Below are 23025 nucleotides of genomic sequence, written 5' to 3'. Positions count from 1 at the left end.
TGTGTTTTCTCCTACCGTAGCAACACCACCGTGGCCCCCTCCCCCCCCTCGAAGGGCTCGCCGGGGCGGAATTCCCGCACGAGGGGGTGGCCGTCCAGGTACTCCCGCACCCCCCGCATGAGGGCGCCGGTCCCCTTGCCGTGGACGATCAGCACCTCGCCGTACCCTTCCAGGGACGCGTGGTTCAGAAACGGCTCCAGCCGCCCCAGGGCATCGTCCACCCGCAGGCCGATAAGGTTCAGCTCGTGGGGTGTGGACTCCCGGGACGGGGCCGCGATCTTCGCGGCGGGCTTGGTCTTGGGCTTCTTCCCCCCCTTTTCCCGCGCCGGGGACACATCGGCGGCCTCCACCACCAACTCGAAGGTGCCGGCCCGGACCTTGAGTGTCTCCCCCTTCCGGTCCACGGCCAGGACGGTAACGTCGTGGCCCAGGCGCTTCACGTGGACCGCGTCCCCCTCGTTGACGGACTCCAGGGGGAGGCGCTCCTCGGGGTGGAACTCCTGGAGCTTCTCCTCGACCCGCGCCTCGGCCTCGTCGATCTTCTTCCGAGCCTCGCGGCTCTTCTCCTTCCGCGCCTCCTCGATGATGGCGTTCACCTCCCGCCGGGCACCGCGCACGATCTCCTTCGCCTCCTGGAACCCCTTCTCCATTGCCTCCCGCCGCTTCGCCTCGGCTTCGGCCAGGCGCTCCCGGGCGATCCGGGCCTTCTCCTCGGCATCCCGCCGCAGCCGCTCCGCCTCGGCCAGGGCCTCTTCGTGACGCCGGCGTTGGTCCTTCAGCTCGGCCAGGAGTTCGTGGAACTCAGTCTCCATGCGGGAGAGCATGCCGGTGGCGAACTCCACCACCCGGTCCGGGAGGCCGTAGCGGCGGGCGATCTCCAGAGCGTGGGACTGCCCCGGCTCCCCCTTCTTGAGGCGGTAGAGGGGGGTGAGGGTGGCGCGGTCGAACTCCATGGAGGCGTTCACCATCCCCTCCCGCTTGTGGACGAAGCCGATGATGTCGGTGAGGTGGGTGGTGGCGATGATCCGCGCCCCCTTCTCCTGCAGGTCGGCCAGGACCGCGCAGGAGATGGCCGCCCCCTGGACCGGCTCGGTACCGGTCCCCAGCTCGTCCAGGAGGACCACGGTCCGGTCGTCGGCTCGTTCGAGAATCCCCGCGATATTGGAGACATGGGCCGAGAAGGTGGAGAGGCTCTGCTCGATGGACTGCTCGTCGCCGATGTCCACCAGGAGATCGGAGATGAGGGGGAACGACGAGGTGGAGGCCGCCGGCACCGCGATCCCGGCCAGGGCCATGAGGTGGAGGAGGCCGGTGGTCTTGAGGGAGATGGTTTTGCCGCCGGCGTTGGGGCCGGTGATGACCATCACCTGATCCGCCTTTTTCCGCATACCGGCGTTGGCTTCGTTGTCGGCTCCTCGACGTACCTTCTGGTACGCCTGCGTCGCCTCCGCCTCGCCGCCTTGGTCTGCGAAAAAATGCGAATCAGTAAGATCATTGTCACCCAGCGCCAGATCGAGGGGCACCACCCTGCCGGCCCCCCGCTCCCGCGCCATGAGGGCCAGGAGGGGATGCCGCCCTTCGTTCACCCGGATGAAGCGGGCGTCATTGATCTCGGGGGTATCGGCACTGAGGGAATCGGCAAAGGAAGCCACGGCGTTCAGGAGGTCCAGGTGGACCAGGGTCCGGAACTGGTCCGCCAGGGGGTCGGCCTCGCGGCGGAGCATCCGGCAGATGGCCCGGACGATGCGGATCATCTCGGCTTTTTCCTCGGCCACCAGGTTCTCCAGCTCGTTGGCGAGGCCGATGATCTCCAGAGGCTCCATGAAGGCGGTTTCGCCGGAGTTGGAAACGTCATGGACCACGCCGGGAACCATCCCCTTGGAGTCCATCCGGACCGGGATCACCCACCGCCCTCCCCGCTGGGTGATGAAGTCGTCCTGGAGGAAGGTGGTGACGCCGGTTTCGCGGACGATCTCAGCCAAGCGCCGCCGGATCCGCTCCGTGAGGGTGCGCTTTTTCTTGCGCAGATCGAAGAGGAGCGGCGAGGCTGAGTCAAGGATCTCCCCCTCGCTGTCGAGGGAAACCTCCAGTTCGTCCAGGATATCGGGGAAACCGGTCACATGGCCCGCCAGCTCCTTCAGGAGCGGGATGTCGGACCGGTAGGCGAACTGCTTGGCGATGGCGGTCATGGTCCGCAGGACCGGAAAGAGAATCACCAGCTCCGTGGGGTCGAGGACCGCTCCCTCGGGACGGACCGCGTCCAGAAGCGGCGTGATGTCCTCGAAGGAGGAGAGGGGAATGGTGATCCCCAGATGGGTCATGCGCCGGATTTCGTCAACCTGGCCGAAGCGCCGGGTTATGGCAGCGCGGTCGTCCAGGGGGCGGATATGGGCAATCTCCTCCCGGGTGGCGGTACTGTGGCCGTAGCCGGTTATGGCCGCGAGGATCTTGTCAAATTCGAGGGTGCGGAGGGTTTCGTGTCGTATCATCGGTGATTCCTTAATAAACCTCTTGAATAAGTTACTGCTGTTCACACCCCCCTGCATCGCTTACGCTCGCTTCCCCCCTACAAGGTAGGGGGGACTGAGGGGGGTCCTTTCTCGGTCTGACTTACGTTTAGTTGACAAATCGCCAGCACGCAGGTGCTTGGCGCTAATAAGCCTCTTGCCTTTATTTCTCGTATTTCCCGCTCGCGCGCCGTTTGCGCCGCGCCTTCTGTTTTTTCAGCTTCTCCACCTTGGGGTCCCGGAAGCTCTCCCCCTTTTGCAACCGCTCGATCCGCTCCAGAATCTCCCGCCGGGCCAGAAACCGGTTCACGGACTGGCTCCGGTCCTTCATGCACTTGACCTCGATCCCGGTGGGCCGGTGCTTGATCTGGACGCAGGTGGCGGTCTTGTTCACGTGCTGGCCGCCGGCGCCGGAGGAGCGGACAAAGGTCTCCTCCAGGTCGGCCTCGGCCACCCCCAACTCCGCCATCTTCTCCCGGAGCCAGCGGTTCTTCTCCTCGCTGACGGCAAAGGCGGGCGTGGCCATGGGCTACGCCTCCTCCACGTCGTCAAGGTGATAGAGCCTCCGGTGGCGCTGCTCCAGGTAGAGCCTCCCCAGGAGCGGGCCGGCCACGGCCACCAGGATCAGCATGCACCCCGCGAGCTCCCGGGGGGTGAGGCGCTCCCCCAGGATAAAGACCCCGGCCAGCATGCTCCAGACCGGGTCGAGGGTGTAGATGAGCCCCGCCCTGGTGGGGGTGGTGAAGCGTTGGAAGGCGTTCTGGAGCGTGAAGCAGATGACCGTGGGGAAGACGGCGCAGTAGGCCAGGGACCATCCCCCGGCCGCGCCGATGGTGAACGCCGGCCACGGCATGGCAAGGGTGATGGCCGCCCCCGCGAGGGCCACGGTGGAGAACTGCACGAAGGTGACCAGGTAGACGTCCTCGTCCCGCAGGACCCGCGACACGGTGATGATGTGAATGGCAATGAACACGGCGCAGACCGTGGAGAGGAAGTCACCTCGGTTGAACCCCTCGGCGCCCCCGCTGGCCAGTTCCCAGAGACCGGCGACCGCCAGGAAAACCCCGGCAAAGGTGATCCGGTCGAGGCGCTCCCGCCAGAGCACGAACGAGAGAAGCGGAATAAAGAGGACGAAGAGATTGTTGAGATATCCGGCCCGGGAGATGGTGGTGCCCGAGACGCCCAGGACAAAGGTGAGGTTCACTGCCGCCAGGGCCACCCCCACCATGGCTCCGCGCTTTACGATGTCCCGGTTCAGCCGGGAAAACCGCGGGATGCAGATGATCCCCATGAGAAGCGCCGCCAGGGCGAAGCGGAAGAAGAAAAACTGGACCGGGGGAATCTCCCGCATTCCAATCTTGTTGAAGAGGAAACTCCCTCCCCACAGGAGCGTAGTGAAGACGAGGATTGCAGTGACCTTCCCCTGGGGCATCGGTGCCGATTCGCGCGCGTGTGTCATTGGGTCATTAAAGACCGGGGGGCTGAGGAAGTCAACACGCAGTTTTTACCCTTTTTCCCGGCTCGAATTGCGCATCCCGGCGAAAGTGTTAGACTTGAAAGACGTATGGGTTAAGGATACCTGGAAGGAATGCGAACGATGATCCCCATAACCGATCCCCGCATCGAGGAGTACCTCATGGGGCTGGCGCCCGAGGATAACCCCAGCCTCCTCGCGATGGAAAGCAGGGCCAAGGCATTGGGCTTCCCCATCGTTGACCGCCTGGTGGGGCGGTTCCTCTATATCCTCACACGCCTCAAGCAGCCCCGGCTCGTGGTGGAACTGGGCTCGGGGTTCGGCTACTCGGCCTGGTGGTTCGCCCGGGCCATCAGCATCACGGGAAAGGTGGTCATGACCGACTACTCCCCCACAAACATCGCCTACGCCAAGGAGATGTTCCAGGAAAGCGGCCTCATCGACCGGGTGGAGTTCCGGGTCGGCGACGCCCTGAAGATCGGCCGCGATTACCGCGACATCGACATCCTCTTCATCGACCTGGACAAGCACCAGTACCGGGAAGCCCTGGAGGCCATGATCCCGCACCTTGCCCCCCATGCCCTGGTCATCGCCGACAACGCCCTCTGGCACGGCAAGGTGGTGGAGGGTGAGGACGACCCCGAAACCCGCGGCATACGGGAATTCAACGATTTCTTGACCGGCCGGAAGGACTTTTTCACCTCCATCCTCCCGCTGCGGGACGGGGTGATGCTCTCCTATCGCCTGTCGTAACGCCAGAACGGCACCACAAGGGGGAAAACCATGAAGCGAATAGTCACTGCGGCAGTCATCCCTTTTCTCGCCCTCACGGCGGGGTGCGCCACCAAAACATTCGTCCAGGAGCAGACCGCTCCCCTGTCGGATCGGATCAACGGACTGGAAAAACGGCTGAATACCATCGAGGCCCAGGTTGCCGATCTGGCGAAACGCCCCGTGGTCACGCCAGCCGACCTGGATGCGGTGAAACGCGAAAACGCCGATGCCCGCGACCAGATCCAGCAGGCGGCCCAGAACGCCCAGAAATCGGCGGAAGCGGCATCCGCGGCTGCAACCAGGGCGGAGACAGCCGCATCAAAGGCTGAAGCGGCCGCAACAAAGGCAGAGGGAGCCGCCCAGCAGGCGGAGCAGTCGGCGGGGAAATCAGCGAAGGCCTTCGAGCTCCAGCAGAAGAAATAAAACCTTTCAATAACACGGAGAAACAGAGAGTCCGATATTCGAGTTCAAGGACCATCCAGATTTTCATCACCTGCGGGATCGACAATAAACTTAGCCGATCTGTTGGTTTCTCCGTGCTCTCAGTCTCTCCGTGTTATCCAACTACCGCGGTTGTAGGATTAGTGGTCAGCGACCGATATCGACCGGCATCCCCCGTTTCTCGGCCAGGGCCCGGAAGAGACGCGGGAAGTCCACCTGGTCAAGCCTCCCCCGCGCCAGGATAAGGCGGGTTGCCTCCGCCGCGTAGTCGATACCGGCTCCGTCATCCCGATGGACCTCGATGAGGAGTCGCCCCTCCTGATCACCCACCTTCACCGGCTCCCGGACGATGGCTACCGGGGTCCCGAGCGTAACGAGCCGAAAGAGGACGGGGATATCCTCGGGATAGAGCCGGATACAGCCGTGGCTCACGGCTCGGCCAACTCCCCATGGCCGGTTGGTGCCGTGAATCATCAGGCCGTCGTCGGTCAGCCGCAGGGCGTGGCTTCCGAGGGGATTGTCGGGTCCGGGGGGGACCACGGCGGGTAGGCGGGGCCGCTCCTGGCGAATGGATAGGGGAACGTGCCAGGCGGGATTGGCGCGCTTCTCCGTCACCCGGTAGACGCCAAGGGGGGTTTCCTTCCCCTCGCTTCCCGTCCCGACCGGGAAGGAGACAATACGCGGCACGCCCCCTTCCGGAACGAAGTACAGGCGAAGCTCGGACAGATTCACCACAAGCCGCCCCGGCACCGCCGCCACGGGAACCACATGCCGTCCCGGGATGGCCACGGGGCGGCCGGCGCTTGGGACAAAGGGATCGAGACCGGGATTGGCCGCTGCAATCTCGTTGAAGCCGAGGTCATGGGTCCGGGCAAGCTCAATGAGCGATTCTCCTCCCCGGATTTCCTGCAGCGAGCTTTGCCCCACCACCTCGGCCGGTCCCGGAAAGATGGTCGCTCCCGCCGGCAACGCCCCCAAGAGCGTCCCACACGCCAACAGCGGCACTTTCAGGCTCCACTGAATCCCGGAACTGCACCACACCCTTCACTCCTATTTACCGAACACCGTCTTCAGCAGGTCAGTGGTCCTCGCCGCCGGGTTCGTCCTGATCTTCTTCTCCTCCGCGGCCACCATGGTGAAGAGTCCGTCCAGGGCCTTGTTGGTCACGTAATCGTTCAGGTCCAGGGACGGCTTGCCCCCGAAGGCGGCCAGGGGGAGCGCCTGGTACTTCCCCACCATATCCTGGAAGGCCTTGACGGTCCCCACCTCTCCCATGGTTTTACCCACGGTCGGCTTAAAGGCGTCGTAGAGCTTGCCGCGGGTCTTCTTCTCGAAGAAGTCGGTGGCGGCTCGGTCGCCGCCGTTCAAGAGCCCCCGCGCATCCTCCACGCTCATATCCCGGATGGCGTCGCCGAAAAAGCGGGCCGCCTGGGGGGCCGACTTCTCCGCCGCCCGGTTCATGCTCAGCACGAACTCGTCCACCTGCTTCTGATAACCCACGGTACCCAGGAGGTCGGCCACCTTCTGGAACTTGTCGGGGAGCATGATCTTGATGAGGCTGTTGCCGAAGTAGCCGTCGGGCTTCGCCACCTCGTTAACGGCCCGCTCGGTGCCGGTGGCAAGTGCCTCCTTGAGTCCCTTGACGATGGTGGAGTCGTCCAGACTGCTCCCCATCCCCCCTTGGAGGAACGGAGCCGCCTGTCTGGTGAGATCATCCAGGAATCCGGCGTGGCTTGGGGATGCGGAGATGATAAGCGAGAGAGAAAGGATGGAGACGAGGATGTTGCGCATGGGGCACCTCCCGGTGGTTAATCAACTCACTGAGGAAGTATGCCCCGATTTTGATTCAACGCAAGCAGGAGATGTATTGATGTCACAGGCCTTGGCCCGTGGCGGGTTACTTCATGACGACCTTGTTCTTGCCGGTGTACTTGGCCTGCATCTGGCACTCGTCGGCCTTGCGGACCAGCTCTTCGAGGGAATGGTCCACGTCGGGGCCGAAAGTTCCCTGGGCCACGCCGATGCTGATGGTGACCGGGACGAGCCGGGCGCTCGCCTCCTCCACCTGGACCCGGAGGTTCTCGGCCACGGACTTGAGGGAGGCCGGCTCCACCGGCGAGAGATAGACGATGAACTCGTCACCGTCATAGCGCCCCACCACGTCGGAGCGCCGCAGGTGCGACGTGATGGTGTCGGCCACCACCTGGAGCACCCGGTCGCCGGTCTGGTGGCCGTAATTCTCGCCCAAGAGCTTGAAGTAGTCGATATCGATGAGCATGATGGCCGAGTTGTTCCCGTTGCGCTGGGCCGCATAGGCCAGGGGGGGAACGGCCTGGAAGAAGCCGGCCCGGGTGAGGACCCCGGTCAGGGCATCCACGTGAGACTGGGTTGCCAGCTGCCGCGCCTCATTCCAGAGTCGGAAGAGGGCTTCGCCCAGGAGCTCCGATTCGGCCGTGGCCATGCCGCAGACGCCGACCCCGTCGATAAACCGGCGCAGATACCGGCCGTAGCCCAGGTCGTTGGCATCCTCGCCGGTGACATCCTTGGTCATGCGGCAGAGGCTGGCGAAGGCGGGGTGGAGGAGATAGAGCTGGAGCCGGAACCCGAGGAGGCAGGAGGCCTCGGGGGTGGGAGATTCCTGGTAGAGTTCGAACTGCTCGTCGATGTTTCGCTCGATCATCTCCAGCTCTTCCCGAGTCTCGGCCGGCTTGTAGATGACGAGGGGAGCGGTCCCCCCTTCGGCAAGAGGCGTGTTGAGGCGTTCGTAGAGGGCGCTGTGGTGGTTGGTTTCATCGGCCACGGCCTCCCAGAAACTCCGGGCGTCGTCCCGGACGGCATGGGCGGCAAAGGCCCTGAAGATGGCCGCAGCCTTTTTCTCCAGGGACAGGCATGATTCAAGGATCTCCTGCAAAATATCACACCCCACAACCGCCTCCTCTCCCCGCCATGGGCAGGGGCCGGGTTTTCCTCAGTACAAGGACGTAAACACTATCACGAAAGAGGCCCGCTATTCCACGCAGTTATTCTTAATAAAACCCGTCTATAGAAGAAGCATCAATCCCTGCCCCTACCGGACTCTGGCATGGCCTAGTGGGCCTCGCTCCAGTTCCTGCCGTGGCTGATATCCACCCTGAGAGGCACGCGCAGGGGCACGGCGTGCTCCATCTCGTGCTGCACGAGCTGTTCCATGGCAACCACCTCATTCTCCGGAACCTCGAAGACCAGTTCGTCGTGAACCTGCATGATGAGCCGGCTCCGCATGCCGTCACGTCCCATCCGGGCAGTTACCCTCACCATGGCCTCCTTGATGATGTCGGCGGCGGACCCCTGGATCGGGTAGTTGACGGCGTTGCGCTGGGCAAAGGCCCGGATGTTGCCGTTGGCGCTCTTGATGTCGGGGATCGGGAGCCGGCGGCCCAGGAGCGTGGTCACGTACCCCTTCGCCTCCGCCTCCCGCACGCACCCGTCCAGGAAGGCCCGGGCCCCGGGATGGCGGGCGAAGTAGTTGTCGATGAACTCCCTGGCTATCTTTGTCGCAATGCCGAGCTGCTTTGCCAGACTGAAGGCCCCCTGGCCGTAGATGACGCCGAAGTTTATGGCCTTGGCCTGGCGCCGCATCTCGGGGGTCACCATCTCGGGGAAGAGGCCGAAGACCTCGGCGGCGGTGCGGGTGTGGATGTCCTCGTCCTTGGCAAAGGCGTCGCAGAAGACCCGGTCCTCCGAGAGGTGAGCCAGGACCCGGAGCTCGATCTGGGAGTAGTCTGCGGAGAGGAGCAGGTGCCCCTCCTCGGCGATGAAGGCCCGGCGGATCCGCCGCCCCTCCTCGGTCCGGACCGGGATGTTCTGCAGGTTCGGCTCCGACGAGGAGAGCCGCCCCGTGTTGGTGACGGTCTGGTTGTAGGAGGTGTGGACCCTTCCCGTTGCCGGCTGCACCAGCTTGGGGAGGGCATCGGTGTAGGTGGATTTCAGCTTCGCGAGCCCCCGGTACTGGAGGATGAGGGCCGCGATCTCGTGGCCCGCCTCGGCCAGCCGCTCCAGCTCCTCCACGTTGGTGGACCAGCCGGTCTTGGTCTTGGTCTTCTTCCCGGTGGGGAGCTTCAGCTTCTCGAAGAGCACCTCTCCCAACTGCTTGGGTGAGTTGATATTGAAGGGCTCCGGCGCAAGCCCCGTGATCCGCTCCTCCAGTTCCGCCAGCTGCTTCCCGAAACCGGCGGAGAGTTCCCCGAGAAGGGGGAGGTCCAGCTTCACCCCGGCAAGCTCCATCTCGGCCAGAATCGGCACCAGGGGCATCTCCACATCAAAGAAGAGCCGCTCCATCCCCCGCTCCGCCACCCGGGGGAGGAAGAGACGGTGAAGGAGCCACGCGGCGTCCGAGTCCTCGCAGGAATAGATGGAGGCCTTCTCCACCGGCACCTGGGAGAAATTCACCTGCTCCTTCCCCTTCCCCGCCACCTCCTCGTAGGAGATCATCCTGTGATCCAGGTATTCCACGGAGAGGGAATCGAGGCCATGGCTGGAGCGGACCGGGTTCAGGAGGTAGGAGGCCACCATGGTGTCGCACCAGACCCCGGCCAGCTCGATGCCGTGACGGCGGAAGACCTGGTAGTCGTACTTCAGGTTCTGCCCCACCTTGCGGATTTTCGGGTCGACGAGGAGGGGGCGCAGGGCGTCCAACACCCGCTGGCGCGGGAGCTGCGACGGCGCGCCAAGGTAAAAGTGCCCCACCGGGATGTAGCATGCCTCGTGGTCCCGGAAGCTGAGGGAGATGCCGACGATCTCCGCCTCCAGGGGGTTCAGGCTCGTGGTCTCCAGGTCCACGGCAAAGGTGCCGGCAGCCTTCAGATCCGCCAGGAGCGCTTGAAACTCCTCTTCCGCAACAATCGTGCGGTATTGCTCGGTGGAGAGGGTCGCCTCGCTGGTCAGTTCCTTCATGAGGGTGGTGAAGCCGTATTCCTTGAAGAGCTCGGCCAGCCGCCGGTTGTCGGGGGAGGATGCGGCAAAGGCGTCGAAGTCGAATGCCATCGGCACGTCCCGCACGATGGTGGCCAACTGCCGGGAGAGGCGGGCCTGGTCGGCGAACTCCCGGAGCTTCTCCCCGGTCTTTCCCTTCACCTCGCCAGCCCGCTCCAGGAGGGCATCAAGTGAGCTGAACTCCTGGATCAGCTTCATGGCGGTCTTCTCGCCGATGCCGGGCACGCCGGGGATGTTGTCGGAGGTGTCCCCGGCGAGGCCGAGGATGTCGATCACCGCTTCCGGCCCGACACCGAACCGCTCCCGCACCTCGGGGATGCCCGAGGCCTTCTCCTTCATGGTGTCGAGGAGCGTGACCCGCTCGCTCACGATCTGCATCAGGTCCTTGTCGCCGGTGACCACCACCGCCTCCATCCCTCGCTCTTCGCACTCCCGGGCGATGGTGCCGATGATGTCGTCGGCCTCGTACCCCGCCAACTCCAGCACCGGGATGTTGAAGGCCCGGACCATCTCCTTGATGGGGGCGATCTGGGGAACGAGATCGTCGGGCATGGCGGAGCGGTTGGCCTTGTAGTCGGGGTAGAGCTCGGTGCGGAAGGTGGTCCGCCCTGCGTCGAAGACCACGGCGATATGGTCCGGACGGCGGTCCTTGATGACCTTGAGGAGCATCTGGGTGAAGCCGTAGAGGGCGTTGGTTGGGAACCCCTTGGGGGACGAGAGGTGCCGGATGGCGTAGTAGGCCCGGTAGATATAGGATGAGCCGTCGATGAGGTAGAGGGTCTGTTTCCCGGTCATGGCGCCACCTCCCGTTCCTCCCGCGTGAAAAAGACAAAGGCCATGGCGGGGCGCCGGCTCGCATCCCGCATGGCGAACTGCATCCCGTCGAACCGCCACCCCTTGGCGGTCCACTCGTTGAGAACCTCCTCCAGGACATCCTCGGTAACCGTATTTATCTCAACAACCTTGTATATGGGCATTGCGCACCTCTCCGTACTATCTTCGAACCTCGCAGGATAGTAGCCCATATCGCGCCGTCCATCAAGGCATAAGGCCCTGCGGAACGACAATACCATTGCTCCATAACTCATTAATAATGCTGATAAAATTTTAATTTTCCGTCAATTGCATCTCCTGGATGCCATGGTATCATGGAGTCACACAGAAGAAAGGAGGTGCCCAGAGGGATTGCTCATTGTGGACCAACCGGCGCGCCCCACGGCGTGCCCATCAACGACACGAGGTGTGCGGCATGATGGAAAAAGAAAACGAAACGATCGAAAAGCTGGCTGAAGACGCTGAAATCAACCTCTCCACCGACTATGACAAGAGGGACCAGAAGGAACGGCGGGGGGTCCTGAAGGGGAATCTCTACGACGGCTCCAAGAAGCTCAAGCACAGCGTGCCCAAGGGGAAGCGGGTCTGACAGCCTGACAATGAAATAGCAGCACTGATGCGGAAATGAGGGGGGAGGAACGCACACGGCGTCCTCCCCCCTTGACTGTGGCGGATGAGTGATTATGTTATGGGTAACACAACCACCAGGAGGTGCATGAACCATGGCAATCGTCAAGTACAGCCCGTTTGGGGACCTCAGGAACCTGCAGGAGCAGATGAACCGGCTCCTGGACATGGCGTGGAGCAGGGAGAGCGGCGAAGAACTCCGCGAAGGGGTATGGCAGCCGCCGGTGGACATCTTCGAGGATGAAAACGGCGTCGTCATCAAGGCCGAGCTCCCCGGCATCGACCAGAAGGACATCGAGGTAAAAATCGAGGACAACACCCTCACCATCCGGGGCGAGCGCAAGCACGACCAGGAGGTGAAGAAGGAGAACTACCATCGGGTCGAGCGGTACTACGGCTCCTTCATGAGGAGCTTCTCGCTCCCCACCACCATCGACCGCGATACCGTCAAGGCGGTCTGCGACAAGGGAATCCTGACCATAACCCTTCCCCGGCGCGAGGAAACCAAGCCGAAGCAGATCAACGTGGAAGTGAAGTAAACGAAAAGGCCGGGGAAACCCGGCCTTTTCGTTTCATGCCTCACTTTTTTCAGCGTGAACCTTCGTTCATGCTTCCCGTGCGATACCCTTCCAGATCAAGTGCCACATAGGTAAACCCCGCTCCCTTGAAGAAAGTCGCCACCTTTCGGCGCATGGCCGGTTCCAGAAACCGCGGAATTTCCGCTTCGCCCAACTCGATGCGGGCCGTATCGCCGTGGTAGCGGACTCGGTACGTGGAAAATCCTTCCCCCTTCAGGAACTCCTCGCACTCTCCCACCTGCCGGAGGCGCTCCGGCGTGATTTCGGTCCCGTAGGGGAAGCGGCTCGACAGGCAGGCAAACGCCTGCTTGTTCCACGTGGGAAGCCCCAGTTCCCGCGAGAGCTGCCGAATCTCCTCCTTGCCGAGCCCCGCCTCCAGGAGCGGGCTCCGGACACCGAGCTCCTGGATCGCCTGCCGCCCGGGACGGAAATCGGAAAGGTCGTCCACGTTGCTCCCGTCGGCGGCCCAGGCGAGCCCCAGCTCTGCGGCCCGTGCTCCGGCCAGTTGGAACAGCTCCTTCTTGCAGTGGTAACAGCGGTTGCGGGGATTCCCGGCAAAACCGGGAATCTCCAGCTCATTGGACTCCGCCACCACCTGCCGGGCGCCCATCTCCATGGCAAAGGCCACCGCCTCCCGTAACTCGGACTCAGGATAGGTGGGAGAGGTGGCGGTAAAAGCCACGGCCCGGTCGCCCAGGACATCATGGGCAACCCGGAGCAGGAACGTGGAGTCGACCCCGCCGGAGAAAGCAACCAGCACCGACCCCATCTCCCGGAGAATGGTTTTGAGCTTTTCGTATTTTTCGTGAACCGCGTCCATGTGACTCCCCTGAAAAACAAACGCCCCGAAACGGGGCGATTGACGGGGCACCCCGCGGAGTGCCCCTATCCTTTGCTATGGGCGACTAGTCGAACACACCGGTCGAGAGGTACCGCTCCCCGGTGTCGCAGAGGATCGTCACCACGCTCTTGCCCGGTCCCAGCTTCTTCGCCACCTGGAGCGCGGCAAAGACGTTGGCGCCGGAGGATATCCCCACGAGAACCCCTTCTTCCTGGGCCAGGCGCCGGACGGTTTCGTAGGCGTCCTCGTTGGTCACCCGGATCACCTCATCGTAGACCTTCGTGTTGAGCACGTCGGGGACAAAGCCGGCACCGATCCCCTGAATCTTGTGGGGACCGGGCTGCCCGCCGGAGAGGATGGGGGAGGAGTCGGGCTCCACCGCCACGATCCGCACGGCGGCGTTGTGCCCCTTCAGCACCTCGCCGACGCCGGTGATGGTGCCGCCGGTTCCGACCCCTGCCACGAAGGCGTCGATGCTCTGGCCCCTGAGGGCCTCGACGATCTCGGGTCCGGTGGTCCTGCGGTGTGCCTCGGGGTTCGCCCCGTTCTTGAACTGCTGCATCATGATGTGACCCGGCTGGGCAGCCAGCTCTTCCGCCTTCTGGACGGCGCCCCGCATCCCCTGGGCCCCCGGGGTCAGGATGAGCTCGGCCCCGTAGGCTGCCAGGAGCCTGCGCCGCTCCACGGTCATGGTGTCGGGCATGGTGAGAACGAGCTTGTATCCCTTGATGGTGCAGATCATGGAGAGGCCGATGCCGGTATTGCCGCTGGTGGGCTCCACCACGGTCATCCCCGGCTTGAGGGAGCCGTCTTTCTCGGCCGCCTCGATCATCGCCAGGCAGATGCGGTCCTTCACGCTGCCGCCCGGGTTGAAGAACTCCGCCTTGCCGTACACGGCCGCGAAACCGGGCGCCTCAAGCCTAGCCAGACGCAGCAGCGGCGTGTTGCCGATCTGCTCGATTACCTTGTCGCTGTTAAATACCGGCATCTCCGTCTCCTTTTCTCAGATGAAATACATAAAACGGTGGTCCTGCTCCCGCTTGATCCCCATGGATTGGCCCCGGTCGCACAGATCCTTCACCGTGATGGCCGAAAAATACTCCACAAGCCTATTGCTTGCCTCGCACCAGAGTTCCTGGGTGACGCACGTGCCGTCGAAGCCGCACTCGACTTTTTTCTTACGCTTGCTGGTGCATTCCACAAGGTTCATGTCCCGTTCCGTCGCGAGCAGAACATCGGCCACCGTGATCTCCTCGGGTTTCTTGGCGAGACAGTATCCCCCCTGGGGCCCCCGCTTGCTCTTGAGGATGCCGGCCCGCTTGAGCCCCTGGAAGATCTGCTCCAGATACCGGGGCGAAATTCCCTGCCGACGGGAGATATCCTGGACCTGTGCCGGGAGATTCCCGGAATTGTAGGCTATGTCGAAGATTGCCCGCAGACCGTAGCGGCTTTTCGTAGAGAGCTTCACACGATCCTCCTTCAGCGTTTTACGTCACTATACGTTCCTTTACCTGCAGCGTCAAGAATATAAACAATAGACTCAAAAGTTTCCACGGAAACAACATGGGAATTCCACGATAAACTCTTCCGGAACGGCAGAACGTGAAAGGTGTTACTGGATATGGCAGGACAAACAGAGGCTGCCGGTGGCAGGATTTACGGCCAGATGAAAGGGGGGTGGATTGCCGAGGTTGTGGCAGGAAATGCAGACGACCATCCCGTCCGCCAACTCGATTCCCGCCTCCCGGAGGAACTCGACCGGACGGTATGCAGCTTCCCGCCCCGGCGGAGGGTAGCGGCGCATGATGGGGTGGGGGGTCCTGAACGAACAGTTCTCGCGGCAGTATGCGACGTCCTTTGCGATGGTTCCGTCGTGGCAGGTAACGCACTCCTCGACCGTGGCGCGCCGGTCGACCATGGCGCCGTAATGGTCGACCGATTCGGCCCGGACAGGCGCCGGACCCGCCAACAACACCACCACTGCCAGAACCGCGGATGCGACGGGCTTCACCCCATGACGGCACCTCCTCATCGGGATCGTACCCGACAAGGATACCACGGGGCGGACCCAGCGCAACGGCGCCGCAGCGCCCCGTCTCACCAGAACGTTTGGGGGGGCTCCACCCTGCCGAGATACTTGATCTCGCCGTCTTCCACCTTGAAACTGTCGCCAAGGACATTGATCCAGGCGTCTCCCTCCTCAAGGGGAGAAGGGACCTCGCGCCTCCCCAGGTACATCTCCTCCTCGCCCACGTAGGCAAACCAATCCAGGTTGCCGGTCATCCAGATTTTGTTTTTAAGTTCCATGGGAACGTTCCTCCCTGCGAATATTTATACGCATCATACTCAAGAATCGGCGACGCGGTCAAGGAGGGGAGATTTTTCCTTGTTGGCAACGGGCGTTTCTGGTATTTCTACGGGGATTCGATTCACTTTCTTCAATAACGAGGGGAACTTCCATGAAATTTACCAAGATGCACGGCGCCGGCAACGACTACGTCTACGTGAACTGCTTCGAGGAGCGGGTCGACAATCCGGAGCAGGTGGCCATACAGGTTTCCAACCGCAACTTCGGCATCGGCTCCGACGGCCTCATCCTCATCATGCCCTCCGACAAGGCCGACGTCCGGATGCGGATGTTCAACTCCGACGGCTCCGAGTCGGAGATGTGCGGCAACGGCATCCGGTGCGTGGCCAAGTACGCCTACGATCACGGCATCGTCTCCAAGAAGGAGATCACCGCCGAGACCGGCGCCGGCATCCTGACGCTGCAGCTGGTCCCCGGCGCCGACGGCACGATCGAGAAGGTGCGGGTCAACATGGGCGTTCCCCGACTGAAGCGGTCCGAGATTCCCATGGCGGGCGAGCCCGCCGACGGGCAGATCGTCAGCCAACCCCTCAACATCCTCCACACCACGTTCAACATCACCTGCGTCTCCATGGGTAACCCCCACTGCGTCATCTTCGTGGATGACGTGGAGAGCTTCCAGGTGGAAAAGTACGGTCCCCTCATCGAGAATCACGAGCTCTTCCCCCGCCGCACCAATGTGGAATTCGTCCAGATCATTTCCCGCACCGAGGTGCGCCAGCGGACCTGGGAGCGGGGCGCCGGCGAGACCCTGGCCTGCGGCACCGGCGCCAGCGCCGTCTGCGTGGCCGGAACCCTCAACGGCCTCACCGAGAAGAAGATCCTCAACCACCTCTCGGGCGGCGACCTGGAGCTGGAGTGGGCCGACGACGGATTCCTCTACATGACCGGCCCGGCCACGGAAGTCTTCTCCGGCGAAATCGACCTGGCGAAACTGTAGTACCGGCTCACACAAACGAACAAAGGGCCAAAGGCGGATCGGGGGTAAGTCCCGGCTCCCTTTGGCCCTTCGTCCTTGGAGGTATCCATGTCCCCCTGCCCCATGTGCACCAAATGGCACGACGAACCGGCCCTGCGCATCGCCGAGCTGGAGCACACCCTGGTCATGCTGAACCGCGACCAGTTCTTCCCCGGCTACACCTTCGTCTTCACCAAAGAGCACGTCACCGAGCTGTTCCACCTGGATCGCGCCATCCGCCAGGGGATCATGGAAGAGGTCACGGCCGTGGCCTCGGCCCTTTACACCCTCTTCAAGCCCGCTAAAATGAACTACGAGCTCCTCGGCAACATGGTTCCCCACATGCACTGGCACCTGGTCCCCCGCTTCGCCTCCGATCCCCTCTGGCCCCGCCCCATCTGGAGCGAGCCCCACGGGGAGGTTATACTCAGTGATGGGGAGTATGTCGGGCGGATCGAGCTGATCAGAAAACAACTCGCTTGAATAACACGGAGCAACGGAGAACACGGAGAGAACCAACAACCATTTGTTTACAGGTATATTCAGGACAACGAACCCCAAAAATCGTTACCGATCGTATGGCCTAAAAAGCCTTCAATCCTGAACATCCTGCTTATCCCTGTTTTTGCTACTGTTCTCCGTGCCCTCCGTCTCTCCGTGTTATCAAGAAAAGAAAGGTATTCCCATGGATTACTTCGGCGCCCACATGTCCATCGCCGGCGGCCTCCACAACGCCCCTGACCGGGGGGTGAAGGTGGGGTGCGGCGTCATCCAGATATTCACCCAGAACTCCAACCAATGGCGGGGGAAAATCCCCAGCGACTCCGACGTGGCCCTCTTCCGGGAAAAGTGGGAGGAATCGGGGCTCCACGAGATCGTCTGCCACGACATCTACCTCATCAACCTGGCCGCCGCCCCGGGGGAGACCCGGGACAAGAGCCTCCTCTCCTTCCGGGAGGAGATGGAGCGCTGCGCCCGCCTCGGCATCACGAAGATCGTCATGCACCCCGGCTCCCACGTGGGGGACGGGGAAGAGACCGGCATCAGGCGCATCTGCGAGGCCTTCGACGCGCTCATCCCCGCGGTCCCCGAGTTCACCGGGAAGATCCTCCTGGAGACCACTGCGGGCCAGGGGACGAACCTTGGCCACACCTTCGAGCACCTGCGGGCCATCATCGACGGCTCTGCCCACCCCGGCCGCTTCGCCGTCTGCTACGACACCTGCCACACCTTTGCCGCCGGCTACGACATCACCACGCCGGAAGGATACCGGCAGGTCTTCGCCGATTTCGACCGGATCATCGGCATCGACCGGCTCCAGTGCTTTCACATGAACGACTCCAAAAAGGGGCTCAACTGCCGGGTCGACCGCCATGAGCACATCGGCCAGGGGGCCATGGGGCTCGAAGGGTTCCGCTCACTGGTGAACGACCCTCGTTTTGCCAAGGTCCCGAAAATCATCGAAACCCCCAAGGGGGACGATGACGAGTTCGACGTCATGAACCTCAAGACGCTCCGGGGGCTCGTGGCCACGGGAACGAAGGAAAAGAACTGACCGATGCCCGACCTGATCGTAACCGGTTCCCTCTGCACCCGCTGCGGGGCCTGCGTCGCCGTCTGCCCCCTGCGCATCGTCGAGTTGCCGGAGGCGGGGCTCCTGCCGCGCTTCACCGACACCGGCGCCGGCCGCTGCATCGTCTGCGGCCACTGCGAGGCGGTCTGCTCCACCGGCGCCCTGGCGGTGGACGCCCCCCGCCTCGACCCGGCCACCTACCCGCCGCCCATTACGCCCATTGCGCCCGAAGACCTCGACGCCTACCTGCGGATGCGGCGCTCCATCCGTCACTTCCGGCCCGACCCGGTCCCCCGTGAAACCATCGAAACCCTCCTGGATGTGGTCCGGTTCGCCCCCACCGGCAGCAACCGGCAGGGGGTGAAATGGCTCGTCATCCACGACACCGCCGAGGTGCGGCGGCTGACGGGGCTGGCCGTCGACTGGCTCCGCTCCCAGCTGGAAGGGGGCTCACGCCTGGGGCCCCACTTCAACGTCGCCGGCATGATCCGCTCGTGGCGCAAGGGGAACGACCCCATCTGCCGCAATGCCCCTCACTTGGTTATCCCCTACTCGGACCGCCAGCACCCCACAGCCGACGTGGACGCCATCATCGCCGCCGCCCACCTGGAAATCGCGGCGCCGGCCCACGGCGTGGGCACCTGCCTGGGGGGGTTCTTCCAGATGGCCGCCGAGTCGTGGGAACCGCTCCGGCGGGCACTGAACCTCCCCCCGGGGCACCGGCCCGGCTACGCCATCCTCCTCGGCTACCCGGCAACTGGCTACCACCGCCCCCCCAAACGCAACCGCCTCGACGTCACCTGGCGCTGAACTGTTCCGCCCCGTTCCTCAACGGTGGCCGCAGCCCGCCTAAATACCTGTCAGCTCCCGTTGATGCGGGAGAGGAGATTCGCCACCGCCTCGTTTACCGTATGGTGAATGCCGTTCGTTGCGATCTCTGACTTGAGCGCCTCGTATTCGCTCTCCGTGACCGCCATGAAGAGATCGACGATATCCGGGTCGAAGTGGTTTCCCCGCCCCCCGAGAATCACCTCCTTCGCCGCATCGAAGGCCATGGACGAGCGGTAGGGGCGGTCGCTGACCAGGGCATCGAACACATCCACCACCGCGAATATCCGGGCAGAGACCGGAATGCCGGTCCCCCGGAGCCCCTCGTTGTAGCCGCTTCCATCCCATTTCTCGTGGTGATAGCGGATCACCTCCGCTGCCGGCTCCAGGAACTCGATGGGGCCGATAATCTCAAGCCCCTTTTCCACATGGGAGCGAATCTTCTCATACTCGCCGGCGGTGAGGGGACCGGGCTTGTGGAGGATGCTGTCGGGAACCCCTATCTTACCTATATCGTGGAGATAGGAACCGAGCACCAACCGGTCCAGATCGGGCTTTGTGATGCCGAGGCGCTCTCCCACAAAGATCGACAGGGCCACGACCCGTTCGGAATGCCCCTCCGTTTCCATGTCCCGGAGTTCCAGGGCCTTGATGAGGCTCCGGATGGTGTCGAAATAGCTGTGGCCGAGGTTACTGTAGGCCTTCTCCAGCTTCTCGTCATACCCCAGCAACTCCGTAGTGGCGCGTCGGAACTGGCCGGAGAGCAGAAGATAGAGCAGGATGAAGAGAATGACCGTGATGGAAAGAACAAGGGCAATGTGGGTTTTCAGAAGCGTGAACTTGGGTGCCGCCCGATAGACTTCAACGGCACCGATGACCTTTCCCTCCGAGATGATCGGCGCGTAGACCTCCACAAGCTTGCCGTGATCCCTGAGATACCGGGAATCGTCGTCATCGGAGCTCTCCAGCTCCACCACCGTTTCACCGGATGCGAGAGCCTCGTGCAACTTACTGTTGTCGGAGAATTTCTTCCCAATCAGTTCCTTGGCGTTATAGGCATAGACTAGGGTCGCGTCCGCCGTCCAGAGCTTGAACTCGACCAGCTGGCCGAATTTCATGAAGACATTGATGTGCTCCACCGCCGCGTCACGGCTTCGCTGGTTCTCCATGAGATATTCGGGCCTGAAGCAGAGGTCTTCGCTGATGAAGCGGTTGAGTATCTCCGCGGATTCGAGCTCGTACTGGTGGATGTGGTAGTGGTAGATGACCGGCGGGACGGTCAGCGAGATGATCCCGCAGAAGATGAGGGCAATCCAGAGACTTCTCCGGAAGAACGTGGTCGTCAGGTTATCGGCAAAGCGATTGGCCATGGCAGGAGGTCACCGGTAGCAGGGGGAGTGTGAATGCTTCTCTCTGTTCATATCGGCAGCGCCGCAAAAACTCTCCAGAAAAAAGGGTGCCGTTTCCACGGCAAAAAAAAGGCGGGCCATGGAAGACCCGCCTGAAGGTACAACCGGGAGAGCAACCGTTACGATCCGGCCTTTTTCAGCTCCTTGCCGCAGGGGCACTTGCCGGGAATCTGACTGACGGTGTTGCATTGGCACGAGGATTCGCAGGCACAGGCATACTTTCCGGTCGTCTTCATGGTCCGCTCGTGGCTGTTGACCGAAACCGTGGCCGTCCCCTTCTCCACCTTCGTCACCTTCCCCTTGGTCATCTTCTTGAGCTCATTGGAGCAGGCGCACTTGCCACCCTTCCTCGACATGGTGTCACAGGGGCACTTCTCGCCGCAGGCGCAGGTGTAGACGTCATCGCCGGCCTTGAGTTTCATGGCGGCACCGCCGCCCCCGTAGGCCACGCACCAGAGTCCCATGACCAGCGCGGTAATGCAGAGAAGGGAAAACTTCTTCATGTGATGCCTCCTGAATGTTTCGTCGTGGATGGAACTGTGTCCGCAAATACTAGCGCATATCCGGAAATGGTGGCAATCCCCAAAATCGTCCCTGGAATCGTGGCGAGGCATTCGCCGGCAGTCAGACGTTCGTGTCGGTCTTCCCGACGCTCGCATGCGCCCCGCCCGGCGATGCGGCGGCCTTCGCGAACGCTTCAATCTCGAAACGGTTGTTGAGGTAGGGGTTACGCCCCCGCAGCTTTTGAACGGCACTTGAACCGAGGTAGAGGGGAATGAGCAGGAGACCCCACCGCTCGTACTGGCGGACATGGGCGTGCTCGTGGGTGCGCAGATGCGCGAGAAGGGAGTGATCGAGCCCGATCACCACATGGCCGAAGGTAATGGCCTCGAAATGAAAGACTCTGGGGAGCAGGGGAAAGAGGCGGGTGAAGCGGCCGCCGGCAACCTCAACCACCCCGTTCACCACACGGCAGGTGGCCCCCAGGCAGAGGGCGACAGCCGCCAGGAGAAGCCCCAACGCGCTTGCGGGCGCGGCCCATGCGTAGCGGATAATGAGAAGCAGACGGTCCATGGCGGGGAAGAGAACGGTTCCAGGAAGCACGGCATCACCCAACATCAGGCGTCAGGGGCCGGCGCGGTAGCGACGGTGCACTGGAAGTACCCGTTGGAACAGTTCAAGACACTTTCGAAAGGACGTCCGTTGCCCACTGGTTGAGACTCATCCCGTGCGCTTCGGCCATCATGGCAGCGCGAGCATGAACTTCGGGAGGAACGCGCAACATGAGTTTCCCTGAATATGGCCGTTGCGGTGCCCGGCCCAGCTTCTCGCACGTTGCCAGATAGTCGTCTACGGCCTCTTGAAATGCCTCGCGCAATTCCTTGACACATTCGGCGTGGAAGCCGATGACGTCCCTGATTCCAGCGATCCGGCCAATAAAGCAACCGTCTTCCTCGCTGTACTCGATTCGAGCTGCATACCCTTTGTAAGTCATCGTGCTCATGGCGTTACTCCCGCGTTCTCCAAAAAAGTCCGTGCATCGTGCACCTGATAGGGTTTCGCCTCCTTTGCCGGATGCGGACGGTGAAACGTGCCGATAACACCGTTCAAAACAAAGCGAACCCGCGACCCGCTCCCTGGCGCGACAGCGACGGCCCCCTGGAAGTACCCGTTGGCTTACTCAAAAAAGCTACGAATGTTGTCGTCAAAATTGAAGGTGTTGAGAATCCACTTGCCATTGGGGCAGTAAAATATGAACTTCCAACTCATGACGTGTTTTTCAAATTTCTGGATTTGAGTTATCTGTAGCATCGATTTGCCAACAGCCTTTTCACTGATGAACTCGGTTCCAAGGATCTTACCAAACCTACCTTGTATTACTGGTAGCTGTAATTTTGTCTGCTCCAGCATTACATTAAATTCTGACTCAGGGATAATCACATAAGGTTTCATCAACAAGAGACCACCTTCTATGTCACCTGTTGCAACTTTGGTCATGATCTGGTCTGTAAGGTTTCTTGCAGCCTCTTTAGAGTTTAGCATGGCTGCTTGAGATGTTGTTGTTACCAACATAAATAATAACGCCAAAAATATTTTCATCCACTTATCCCTTGCCAACGTCTGGCTTCAGGGGCCGATAGAGACTGCCGCCTGGAAGTATCCGTTGGAAATATTGTCGCTAGTAATTATTGAATCTTTAGCTAATTAGTCGTCCCTGAAAAAGTCCCCAAACGGTCTCAGTTGGTCTGAAACCGGCGGGGTAAGTACTCCATCAAGGGCATCAGGTTCAGATTGATGCCCCTGAATCGCTCTTTGAAAAGCCACAAAAGGATAGCTCTGAGGAGCTTCCTGATGTTGAAGCCGCACCCGGCCAGGATGGCGTTGATTTTGTCGCCTTCTTCGCCCTTCAGGTAGTTGCGGTCCATCCGGTGGTCTTGCTTGACGTGGCCGATGATCGGCTCGATGCCGCTGCGCCGGCGGTACCATTTCCAGGCGCTGGCCTTCATGCTTTTCTTTTTCTTGTTGGCCAGATGGATCTCGGTGTCACCGAGTGCTGCCGGGGCGCCCTTGTAGCCTTTGTCGCAGTAGGCATGCTGGGGCCGCCAACCGCTGATGGCCTGCGCCTGATCGAGCGCATCCTTCAGGGTGTGGCCATCATACGGGTTGCCATGGACGGCTTGGACGCCCACAACCCAGCTGTCTTCCGAGGTGCTCACCAGCGATACCTTGCAGCCAAATTCGTATTTCTTGTGGGCCTTGCCCTTGGTGTCAATGGGAACGTAAAAGTGTACCAGTTACGGGAATTGAAAAGTGTACCACTCCCTGGGAGAGAACTTCTCAA

26 protein-coding genes and 2 pseudogenes are annotated in these 23025 nt (G+C 62.0%); 8 read left to right on the top strand and 20 right to left on the bottom strand.

Annotated elements, in window-relative coordinates:
• Nucleotides 1-11: 11 nt before the first annotated feature.
• The 3 genes from KI811_RS12830 to KI811_RS12820 form a co-directional block, all read right to left on the bottom strand.
• Nucleotides 12-2489 (bottom strand): endonuclease MutS2, encoded by a 2478-nt coding sequence (locus tag KI811_RS12830; RefSeq protein WP_214186876.1) that lies wholly within the window; start codon nt 2487-2489, stop codon nt 12-14.
• Between the two features lie 181 nt (nt 2490-2670).
• Nucleotides 2671-3033: a peptide chain release factor family protein gene (locus tag KI811_RS12825; protein WP_214186875.1), complete on the bottom strand. Its 363-nt coding sequence runs from the start codon at nt 3031-3033 to the stop codon at nt 2671-2673.
• Nucleotides 3034-3036: 3 nt separating this feature from the next.
• Nucleotides 3037-3966, bottom strand: coding sequence for a DMT family transporter (locus KI811_RS12820; protein ID WP_214186874.1), 930 nt, complete (start codon nt 3964-3966; stop codon nt 3037-3039).
• 129 nt (nt 3967-4095) lie between these two features.
• Between KI811_RS12820 and KI811_RS12815 the strand changes: the two genes are divergently transcribed.
• Entirely contained in the window at nt 4096-4734 is a 639-nt protein-coding gene (locus KI811_RS12815; protein WP_246551740.1) for an O-methyltransferase, read from the top strand.
• Between the two features lie 30 nt (nt 4735-4764).
• A complete protein-coding gene (locus tag KI811_RS12810) occupies nt 4765-5178 on the top strand; it encodes a hypothetical protein (protein WP_214186873.1) in 414 nt (137 codons plus the stop codon).
• A gap of 165 nt (nt 5179-5343) precedes the next feature.
• Here the strand turns inward: KI811_RS12810 and KI811_RS12805 are convergent, their stop codons facing one another.
• The 5 genes from KI811_RS12805 to KI811_RS12785 form a co-directional block, all read right to left on the bottom strand.
• A complete protein-coding gene (locus KI811_RS12805) occupies nt 5344-6201 on the bottom strand; it encodes a L,D-transpeptidase (protein ID WP_343213603.1) in 858 nt (285 codons plus the stop codon).
• Between the two features lie 45 nt (nt 6202-6246).
• Complete coding sequence (locus KI811_RS12800; RefSeq protein ID WP_214186871.1) at nt 6247-6987, bottom strand: DUF4197 domain-containing protein; 741 nt, start codon at nt 6985-6987, stop codon at nt 6247-6249.
• Nucleotides 6988-7093: 106 nt separating this feature from the next.
• A complete protein-coding gene (locus KI811_RS12795) occupies nt 7094-8122 on the bottom strand; it encodes a GGDEF domain-containing protein (RefSeq protein WP_214186870.1) in 1029 nt (342 codons plus the stop codon).
• A 161-nt stretch (nt 8123-8283) separates the two neighbouring features.
• Nucleotides 8284-10962, bottom strand: coding sequence for a DNA polymerase I (polA, locus tag KI811_RS12790; protein ID WP_214186869.1), 2679 nt, complete (start codon nt 10960-10962; stop codon nt 8284-8286).
• A complete protein-coding gene (locus KI811_RS12785) occupies nt 10959-11144 on the bottom strand; it encodes a DUF4177 domain-containing protein (protein WP_214186868.1) in 186 nt (61 codons plus the stop codon). The genes polA and KI811_RS12785 overlap by 4 nt, the downstream gene beginning before the upstream one ends.
• Before the next feature lie 272 nt (nt 11145-11416).
• Here KI811_RS12785 and KI811_RS12780 point away from each other — a divergent pair, with 272 nt between their 5' ends.
• Together KI811_RS12780 and KI811_RS12775 are read left to right on the top strand one after the other, a co-directional pair.
• Nucleotides 11417-11590 (top strand): hypothetical protein, encoded by a 174-nt coding sequence (locus KI811_RS12780; protein WP_214186867.1) that lies wholly within the window; start codon nt 11417-11419, stop codon nt 11588-11590.
• Between the two features lie 133 nt (nt 11591-11723).
• Nucleotides 11724-12167 (top strand): Hsp20/alpha crystallin family protein, encoded by a 444-nt coding sequence (locus tag KI811_RS12775; protein ID WP_214186866.1) that lies wholly within the window; start codon nt 11724-11726, stop codon nt 12165-12167.
• A 49-nt stretch (nt 12168-12216) separates the two neighbouring features.
• Here KI811_RS12775 and larE read toward each other — a convergent pair whose 3' ends face one another.
• The 5 genes from larE to KI811_RS12750 form a co-directional block, all read right to left on the bottom strand.
• Nucleotides 12217-13026, bottom strand: a complete 810-nt coding sequence (gene larE, locus KI811_RS12770) for an ATP-dependent sacrificial sulfur transferase LarE (protein WP_214186865.1) — start codon at nt 13024-13026, stop codon at nt 12217-12219.
• Nucleotides 13027-13111: 85 nt separating this feature from the next.
• On the bottom strand, nt 13112-14035 hold the full coding sequence (gene cysK / locus KI811_RS12765; protein WP_214186864.1) for a cysteine synthase A: 924 nt from the start codon (nt 14033-14035) through the stop codon (nt 13112-13114).
• A 15-nt stretch (nt 14036-14050) separates the two neighbouring features.
• Entirely contained in the window at nt 14051-14515 is a 465-nt protein-coding gene (locus KI811_RS12760) for an RrF2 family transcriptional regulator (protein ID WP_214186863.1), read from the bottom strand.
• Nucleotides 14516-14659: 144 nt separating this feature from the next.
• Nucleotides 14660-15058 carry a cytochrome C gene (locus KI811_RS12755; RefSeq protein WP_214186862.1) on the bottom strand — a complete coding sequence of 133 codons (399 nt, stop codon included), beginning with the start codon at nt 15056-15058 and terminating at the stop codon, nt 14660-14662.
• Nucleotides 15059-15144: 86 nt separating this feature from the next.
• A complete protein-coding gene (locus tag KI811_RS12750) occupies nt 15145-15354 on the bottom strand; it encodes a hypothetical protein (protein ID WP_214186861.1) in 210 nt (69 codons plus the stop codon).
• Between the two features lie 152 nt (nt 15355-15506).
• On the opposite strand from KI811_RS12750, the gene dapF reads away from it, so the two are divergent.
• The 4 genes from dapF to KI811_RS12730 all read left to right on the top strand — a co-directional run bounded on the left by dapF (nt 15507) and on the right by KI811_RS12730 (nt 18756).
• On the top strand, nt 15507-16355 hold the full coding sequence (gene dapF, locus KI811_RS12745) for a diaminopimelate epimerase (protein ID WP_214186860.1): 849 nt from the start codon (nt 15507-15509) through the stop codon (nt 16353-16355).
• Between the two features lie 87 nt (nt 16356-16442).
• On the top strand, nt 16443-16856 hold the full coding sequence (locus KI811_RS12740) for an HIT family protein (protein ID WP_214186859.1): 414 nt from the start codon (nt 16443-16445) through the stop codon (nt 16854-16856).
• A gap of 202 nt (nt 16857-17058) precedes the next feature.
• Nucleotides 17059-17928 (top strand): deoxyribonuclease IV, encoded by an 870-nt coding sequence (locus KI811_RS12735; protein WP_214186858.1) that lies wholly within the window; start codon nt 17059-17061, stop codon nt 17926-17928.
• Between the two features lie 3 nt (nt 17929-17931).
• Nucleotides 17932-18756 (top strand): nitroreductase family protein, encoded by an 825-nt coding sequence (locus KI811_RS12730; RefSeq protein ID WP_214186857.1) that lies wholly within the window; start codon nt 17932-17934, stop codon nt 18754-18756.
• A 50-nt stretch (nt 18757-18806) separates the two neighbouring features.
• Here KI811_RS12730 and KI811_RS12725 read toward each other — a convergent pair whose 3' ends face one another.
• From KI811_RS12725 to KI811_RS12695, 7 genes and pseudogenes are all read right to left on the bottom strand, one after another.
• Nucleotides 18807-20144 carry an HD-GYP domain-containing protein gene (locus KI811_RS12725; protein WP_214186856.1) on the bottom strand — a complete coding sequence of 446 codons (1338 nt, stop codon included), beginning with the start codon at nt 20142-20144 and terminating at the stop codon, nt 18807-18809.
• Nucleotides 20145-20302: 158 nt separating this feature from the next.
• Nucleotides 20303-20686 carry a hypothetical protein gene (locus KI811_RS12720; RefSeq protein WP_214186855.1) on the bottom strand — a complete coding sequence of 128 codons (384 nt, stop codon included), beginning with the start codon at nt 20684-20686 and terminating at the stop codon, nt 20303-20305.
• Between the two features lie 121 nt (nt 20687-20807).
• Nucleotides 20808-21287, bottom strand: a complete 480-nt coding sequence (locus KI811_RS12715; RefSeq protein ID WP_281874741.1) for a hypothetical protein — start codon at nt 21285-21287, stop codon at nt 20808-20810.
• 73 nt (nt 21288-21360) lie between these two features.
• Nucleotides 21361-21687 carry a type II toxin-antitoxin system HicB family antitoxin gene (locus KI811_RS12710; RefSeq protein ID WP_214186854.1) on the bottom strand — a complete coding sequence of 109 codons (327 nt, stop codon included), beginning with the start codon at nt 21685-21687 and terminating at the stop codon, nt 21361-21363.
• A pseudogene (locus tag KI811_RS12705) lies at nt 21684-21824 on the bottom strand (type II toxin-antitoxin system HicA family toxin); the annotation flags it as partial. The gene KI811_RS12710 and the pseudogene KI811_RS12705, both read right to left, overlap by 4 nt.
• 36 nt (nt 21825-21860) lie before the next feature.
• On the bottom strand, nt 21861-22283 hold the full coding sequence (locus KI811_RS12700) for a hypothetical protein (RefSeq protein WP_214186853.1): 423 nt from the start codon (nt 22281-22283) through the stop codon (nt 21861-21863).
• Between the two features lie 137 nt (nt 22284-22420).
• A pseudogene (locus tag KI811_RS12695) lies at nt 22421-22948 on the bottom strand (transposase); the annotation flags it as partial.
• Nucleotides 22949-23025: the final 77 nt, after the last annotated feature.

Source organism: Geobacter hydrogenophilus, assembly GCF_018501225.1.
GTDB classification, from domain to species: Bacteria; Desulfobacterota; Desulfuromonadia; order Geobacterales; family Geobacteraceae; genus Geobacter; species Geobacter hydrogenophilus.
Note: the sequence above shows the minus strand (reverse complement) of the source record. Positions and strands in the feature narration are given on the sequence as shown.

Coding starts and splice junctions, on each gene's coding strand:
- KI811_RS12775 (WP_214186866.1), top strand. CDS start 11,724: ATGGCAATCGTCAAGTACAGCCCGTTTGGGGACCTCAGGAACCTGCAG.
- KI811_RS12800 (WP_214186871.1), bottom strand. CDS start 6,987: ATGCGCAACATCCTCGTCTCCATCCTTTCTCTCTCGCTTATCATCTCC.
- cysK (WP_214186864.1), bottom strand. CDS start 14,035: ATGCCGGTATTTAACAGCGACAAGGTAATCGAGCAGATCGGCAACACG.
- KI811_RS12815 (WP_246551740.1), top strand. CDS start 4,096: ATGCGAACGATGATCCCCATAACCGATCCCCGCATCGAGGAGTACCTC.
- KI811_RS12725 (WP_214186856.1), bottom strand. CDS start 20,144: ATGGCCAATCGCTTTGCCGATAACCTGACGACCACGTTCTTCCGGAGA.
- KI811_RS12780 (WP_214186867.1), top strand. CDS start 11,417: ATGATGGAAAAAGAAAACGAAACGATCGAAAAGCTGGCTGAAGACGCT.
- polA (WP_214186869.1), bottom strand. CDS start 10,962: ATGACCGGGAAACAGACCCTCTACCTCATCGACGGCTCATCCTATATC.
- KI811_RS12720 (WP_214186855.1), bottom strand. CDS start 20,686: ATGAAGAAGTTTTCCCTTCTCTGCATTACCGCGCTGGTCATGGGACTC.
- KI811_RS12825 (WP_214186875.1), bottom strand. CDS start 3,033: ATGGCCACGCCCGCCTTTGCCGTCAGCGAGGAGAAGAACCGCTGGCTC.
- KI811_RS12710 (WP_214186854.1), bottom strand. CDS start 21,687: ATGAGCACGATGACTTACAAAGGGTATGCAGCTCGAATCGAGTACAGC.
- KI811_RS12830 (WP_214186876.1), bottom strand. CDS start 2,489: ATGATACGACACGAAACCCTCCGCACCCTCGAATTTGACAAGATCCTC.
- KI811_RS12700 (WP_214186853.1), bottom strand. CDS start 22,283: ATGAAAATATTTTTGGCGTTATTATTTATGTTGGTAACAACAACATCT.
- KI811_RS12785 (WP_214186868.1), bottom strand. CDS start 11,144: ATGCCCATATACAAGGTTGTTGAGATAAATACGGTTACCGAGGATGTC.
- KI811_RS12735 (WP_214186858.1), top strand. CDS start 17,059: ATGGATTACTTCGGCGCCCACATGTCCATCGCCGGCGGCCTCCACAAC.
- KI811_RS12730 (WP_214186857.1), top strand. CDS start 17,932: ATGCCCGACCTGATCGTAACCGGTTCCCTCTGCACCCGCTGCGGGGCC.
- KI811_RS12810 (WP_214186873.1), top strand. CDS start 4,765: ATGAAGCGAATAGTCACTGCGGCAGTCATCCCTTTTCTCGCCCTCACG.
- dapF (WP_214186860.1), top strand. CDS start 15,507: ATGAAATTTACCAAGATGCACGGCGCCGGCAACGACTACGTCTACGTG.
- larE (WP_214186865.1), bottom strand. CDS start 13,026: ATGGACGCGGTTCACGAAAAATACGAAAAGCTCAAAACCATTCTCCGG.
- KI811_RS12820 (WP_214186874.1), bottom strand. CDS start 3,966: ATGACACACGCGCGCGAATCGGCACCGATGCCCCAGGGGAAGGTCACT.
- KI811_RS12750 (WP_214186861.1), bottom strand. CDS start 15,354: ATGGAACTTAAAAACAAAATCTGGATGACCGGCAACCTGGATTGGTTT.
- KI811_RS12740 (WP_214186859.1), top strand. CDS start 16,443: ATGTCCCCCTGCCCCATGTGCACCAAATGGCACGACGAACCGGCCCTG.